This is a genomic window from Pseudonocardia lacus (assembly GCF_018531445.1).
Classification (GTDB): Bacteria; Actinomycetota; Actinomycetes; order Mycobacteriales; family Pseudonocardiaceae; genus Pseudonocardia; species Pseudonocardia lacus.
Map to the genome: position 1 here is coordinate 1 of NZ_JAHDTH010000346.1, position 4,407 is coordinate 4,407.

Consider the following 4,407-nt stretch of genomic DNA (forward strand, 5'->3'; position numbering starts at 1 on the left):
CGCGGCGCGCTCGCGGCACAGCGCCATGCTGGCCGCGGCGAGGGCCGCGTGCACGTGCGGTCGCGCGGCCGGGGCCGTGGACAGGCTGGTCGCGCCCAGCCCGACCAGCACCGTGGCCAGCAGCGGGTCGGCCGCGGCCTCGCCGCACACCCCCACCGGCTTGCCCGCGGCGGCGCCCGCCTCGCCCACCATCGCGACGAGGTCGAGCAGCGCGGGCTGCCACGGGTCGAGCAGGTGGCCCAGCGGGCCGCAGGCCCGGTCGGCGGCCATCACGTACTGGCCCAGGTCGTTGGTGCCGATGCTGACGAAGTCGACCACCTCGACCAGCTCGCGCGCCCGCAGCGCGGCCGAGGGCACCTCGACCATCACCCCGACCCGGGTCAGGCCGTGCCGGCGGGCGGTCTCGGCGAACGCGGCGGCCTCGGCCGCGGTGCTCACCATCGGGGCCATCACGCTCGGGGTGCGCCCGGTGCCGGCGGCGGCCATGGCGAGCGCGGCGAGCTGCTCGTCCAGGACACCCGGGTTGGCCGCCGCGGTGCGCAGCCCGCGCACGCCCAGCGCCGGGTTCTCCTCGTCGGCCAGCGGCAGGAAGGCCAGCGGCTTGTCCGAGCCGGCGTCCAGGGTGCGCACGACGACCGGCCGGTCGCCGAACGCGGCCAGCACGGCGGCGTAGATGCGGGCCTGCTCGTCCACGCTCGGGCGGACCGAGCGGTCGAGGAACAGCAGCTCGGTGCGCAGCAGCCCGACGCCCTCGCTGCCGGTGGCCGCCGCGGCCAGCGCGTCGGGCCCGCTGCCCACGTTGGTCAGCAGCGGCACCGGGTGCCCGTCGGCCGTCCGCCCCGGCCCGGCCTCCGTCGAGAACGAACTTGTCGTGATCGAATGGCCCTGTTGATCACGACAAGTTCGTTCTCGACGGGGGGCGGGCGGGTCGATCTCGACGGTGCCGGTGGTCCCGTCCAGGCGGACCAGCGTGCCGGGGGTCAGGGAGGCGGCGTCGGCGCAGCCGACGACGGCGGGCAGCCCGAGCGCGCGGGCCAGGATCGCGGTGTGACTGGTCGGGCCGCCCTGCTCGGTCAGCAGGGCGACCACGTCGCCGCCGGCCAGCCCGGCCGTGTCGGCCGGGGACAGGTCGGTGGCCACCAGCACCACCGGGTGCCCGGGTGCGGGCACACCGGGCACCGGGCGCCCGGTCAGCACCGCCACCACCCGCTCCCCCACGTCGCGCAGGTCGGCGGTGCGCTCGGCGAGGTAGCCGCCGTGGGCGCGCAGCCGGTCGCAGAACCCGCGCACCGCGAGGGTGACCGCGTGGCCGGTGGGGCAGCCGCGGTCGAGCTCGGCGCCGGCCGCGGCCAGCAGCGCCGGGTCGGCGGCCATCGCCGAGGTCGCGAACAGCACGTCCGCGGCGACGCCGTCGGCCCGACCGGCCCGCTCGGCGAGGTCGTCGGCCACCTCGGCCAGCGCCGCGGCGACCCGCTCGCGCTCGGCCGCCGGGTCGGCGCCGACCGGGTCGTCCGGCGACGTCGTGACCGGCGGCCCGAGCCGCACGACCGGGGCGCTGACCACGCCGGGGCTGACCCCGCGCCCGGTCAGCACCCCGGCGGGCTTCCCCTTCCGCACCGCCGTGCTCGTCACGGCTTCCCCAGCAGGGCGGCCAGCGAGTCGAGGACCTCCTCGCTGCGCTCGCCCTCCGCGCTGAGCACGACCTCCTGCCCGTGCGCCACGCCGAGCGTCATCACGGCCAGCATGCTGGTCGCGTCCACCGGCTCGGAGCCGGCGACCTGCAGCCGGACGGGGACGCCGCTGGCCGCGGCGGCCCGGGTGAAGGTGGCCGCGGGGCGGGCGTGCAGCCCCACCTCGGAGGCGACGACGACGGTTCGGGTGGGCACGGTGGCGCTCTCTTTCGGTGGGGTTCTCTCGGTGGGGTGACCGGTCGATCAGCCGGCCGTCGGCGGGTCGGCCTTCGTGTCGGTGGCCGTGGTCGGCCCGGTCTCGGGCGAGCTGGTCCCGGTCGCGGTCTCGGCCGGGGCGACCGCGGTCGCCGTGCCCGTGCCGCCGCTGCCGCGCGCCGCCGGTGCGGCGGTCGCGGCCTCGTCCTCGACGGGCTCGTCCTCGCGGCCCGGGGTGCGCAGGTTCCAGCGCCGGATGACGAACCGGAACACCACGTAGTAGATCGCCGCGTAGACCACGCCGAGCACGATGATCAGCAGCGGCCGCGTCGCCAGCCCGAAGTTGATCACGTAGTCGATGGCGCCCGCGGAGAACGTGAACCCGTCGTGGATGCCCAGCGCGTTGCTGATCGCCAGCGAGGAGCCGGTGAGCAGCGCGTGCACCAGGTACAGCGGCCAGGCCACGAACAGGAAGGAGAACTCCAGCGGCTCGGTGATGCCGGTGACGAACGCGGTCAGCGCGGTGGACAGCATGATGCCGCCGACGACCTTGCGCTGGGCGGGCTTGGCCTCGTGCCAGATCGCGATGGCCGCTGCCGGCAGGGCGAACATCATGATCGGGAAGAAGCCGGTCATGAACGTGCCCGCGGTCGGGTCGCCCTCGAAGAACCGGTTGAGGTCGCCGTGCACGCCGTTGTAGTCGCCGATGATGAACCAGACGACCGAGTTCAGGATGTGGTGCAGGCCCAGCGGGATGAGCAGCCGGTTGGCCACGCCGAAGATGCCGCCGCCGATCACGGTGTTGGCGTCGACGGCCTCGCCCAGCGCGGTGAGCCCGTTGTTGAACAGCGGGTAGATGAACGCCATCAGCACGCCGACGACCATCGCGACGACCGCCACGACGATCGGCACGCACCGCCTGCCGCCGAAGAAGGCCAGGTAGGTGGGCAGCTTCGTGCGGTAGAACCGCTGCCAGAGCACCGCGGCGAGCAGGCCGATCACGATGCCGCCCAGCACCCCGTAATTGATCTCGGCGGGCTCGCCCTTCGAGTCGAGCACCCCGTCGAGCACCACCGGGCTCATGGCGCCGAACACGCCGTCGAGCACCAGGTAGCCGACGACGGCGGCGAGCGCGGTGGAGCCGTCGGCGCGCTTGGCCCAGCCGATCGCGATGCCCACCGCGAAGATCAGCGGCAGGTTGTCGAACAGCGCCCCACCGGCCGCGCCGATCACCGAGGCCACGGTCTCCAGGCCCGGTACCGCGCCGAGCAGGTCGTCCTGGCCGAGGCGCAGCAGCAGGCCCGCCGCGGGTAGTGCGGCGATCGGCAGCATCAGGCTGCGGCCCAGCCGTTGCAGTCCGGCCAGGCCGAAGCGGCCCTTCGGCGGCGCGGGTGCGGCGACGCTCGTGCTCATGGCGACCCCTGCTCACTCGTCGTGTTCGTGGTGTTCATGCGGTGTTGTCCCGACTGCATCGGACCGGTACGGTCCGGTCATTACCAGTTGGCGGAGAGAGTGGACCGCCGACAGCGATACGTCAACCACGAGTTGTGAGATCCGGGTGAAGCCGCCCCGCCGGACCCGCCCGCCGCCGCCCCGGGCCGTCGGGCAGGCTGGCGCGGCCGCCCACGCCGGGTCGGCGGCACGGGAACGAGGAGGTGGCCAGCATGGCCAGCGCGCAGGAGATCGTCAGCGGGCTCGGCGGCGCCGACAACATCGTCGAGGTCGAGGGCTGCATCACCCGGCTGCGGACCGAGGTCCGCGACCCGTCCCTGGTCGACGAGCGCGCCCTGCGCGCCAGCGGCGCGCACGGGGTCGTGATGGCCGGCACGATCGTGCAGGTCGTGGTGGGACCGGAGGCCGACACCCTGGCCGACGACGTCCAGGACCTGTTGTGAACGAGCTGGTGAGCGAACCGACGACGCAGCGCGCCCAGCTGTTGCGCGTGCTGGCGCCGCTGGCGGGCCGGCTGGTCGGGCTGGCCGACGTGCCCGACCCGGTGTTCGCCGAGCAGCTGGTCGGGGCGGGCGCCGCGGTGGAGCCCGCCGACGGGGCCGGGCCGACCGTCGTCGGCTCCCCCATCGCCGGCACGGTGGTCAAGGCCCACCCGCACGCGTTCATCGTCCAGCACGAGTCGGGCTGCGCGGTGCTCGTGCACGTCGGCATCGACACCGTGGAGCTCGACGGCGAGGGCTTCGAGCGCCACGTCGAGCAGGGCGCCGAGGTGGCGGCCGGCGCGCCGGTGGTGACCTTCGACCCGACCGCCGTGCGCGGGCGGGGGCTGTCGGCGGTGACGCCGGTGGTCGTGCTCGACTCGGCCCCCGACAGCATCCCCGACCTGCGCACCGGCCACGACGTGGCCGCGGGCGACCCGCTCTACGCCTGGCCGGCCTGACCGGATCCACCGCGGGCCCCGCTGACCAGGACCGGCAGCACCAGCAGCGCGGCGGCCGCGCCGGCGACGGCCAGCAGCGGGTAGCCGCCCGCGGCCAGCAGCGGGCCCGACGCCGCGCCGCCGGTGGCC

At 75.4% G+C, this 4,407-nt stretch carries 5 protein-coding genes; 2 read left to right on the forward strand and 3 right to left on the reverse strand.

The features are described from left to right. The 3 genes from KIK08_RS37395 to KIK08_RS37405 all read right to left on the reverse strand — a co-directional run. A partial coding sequence (locus tag KIK08_RS37395) for a putative PEP-binding protein (RefSeq protein WP_308258137.1) occupies positions 1-1,617 on the reverse strand: 1,617 nt, incomplete at its 3' end. 11 nt (positions 1,618-1,628) lie between these two features. Beyond that, positions 1,629-1,886 carry an HPr family phosphocarrier protein gene (locus KIK08_RS37400; protein WP_214408047.1) on the reverse strand — a complete coding sequence of 86 codons (258 nt, stop codon included), beginning with the start codon at positions 1,884-1,886 and terminating at the stop codon, positions 1,629-1,631. Between the two features lie 48 nt (positions 1,887-1,934). After that, entirely contained in the window at positions 1,935-3,299 is a 1,365-nt protein-coding gene (locus KIK08_RS37405; protein ID WP_214408048.1) for a PTS transporter subunit EIIC, read from the reverse strand. A 242-nt stretch (positions 3,300-3,541) separates the two neighbouring features. On the opposite strand from KIK08_RS37405, the gene KIK08_RS37410 reads away from it, so the two are divergent. After that, entirely contained in the window at positions 3,542-3,781 is a 240-nt protein-coding gene (locus tag KIK08_RS37410; RefSeq protein WP_308258138.1) for a PTS sugar transporter subunit IIB, read from the forward strand. Positions 3,782-3,789: 8 nt separating this feature from the next. After that, positions 3,790-4,278, forward strand: coding sequence for a PTS sugar transporter subunit IIA (locus tag KIK08_RS37415; RefSeq protein WP_308258139.1), 489 nt, complete (start codon positions 3,790-3,792; stop codon positions 4,276-4,278). The last annotated feature ends 129 nt before the right edge of the window (positions 4,279-4,407 follow it).

Coding starts and splice junctions, on each gene's coding strand:
- KIK08_RS37405 (WP_214408048.1), bottom strand. CDS start 3,299: ATGAGCACGAGCGTCGCCGCACCCGCGCCGCCGAAGGGCCGCTTCGGC.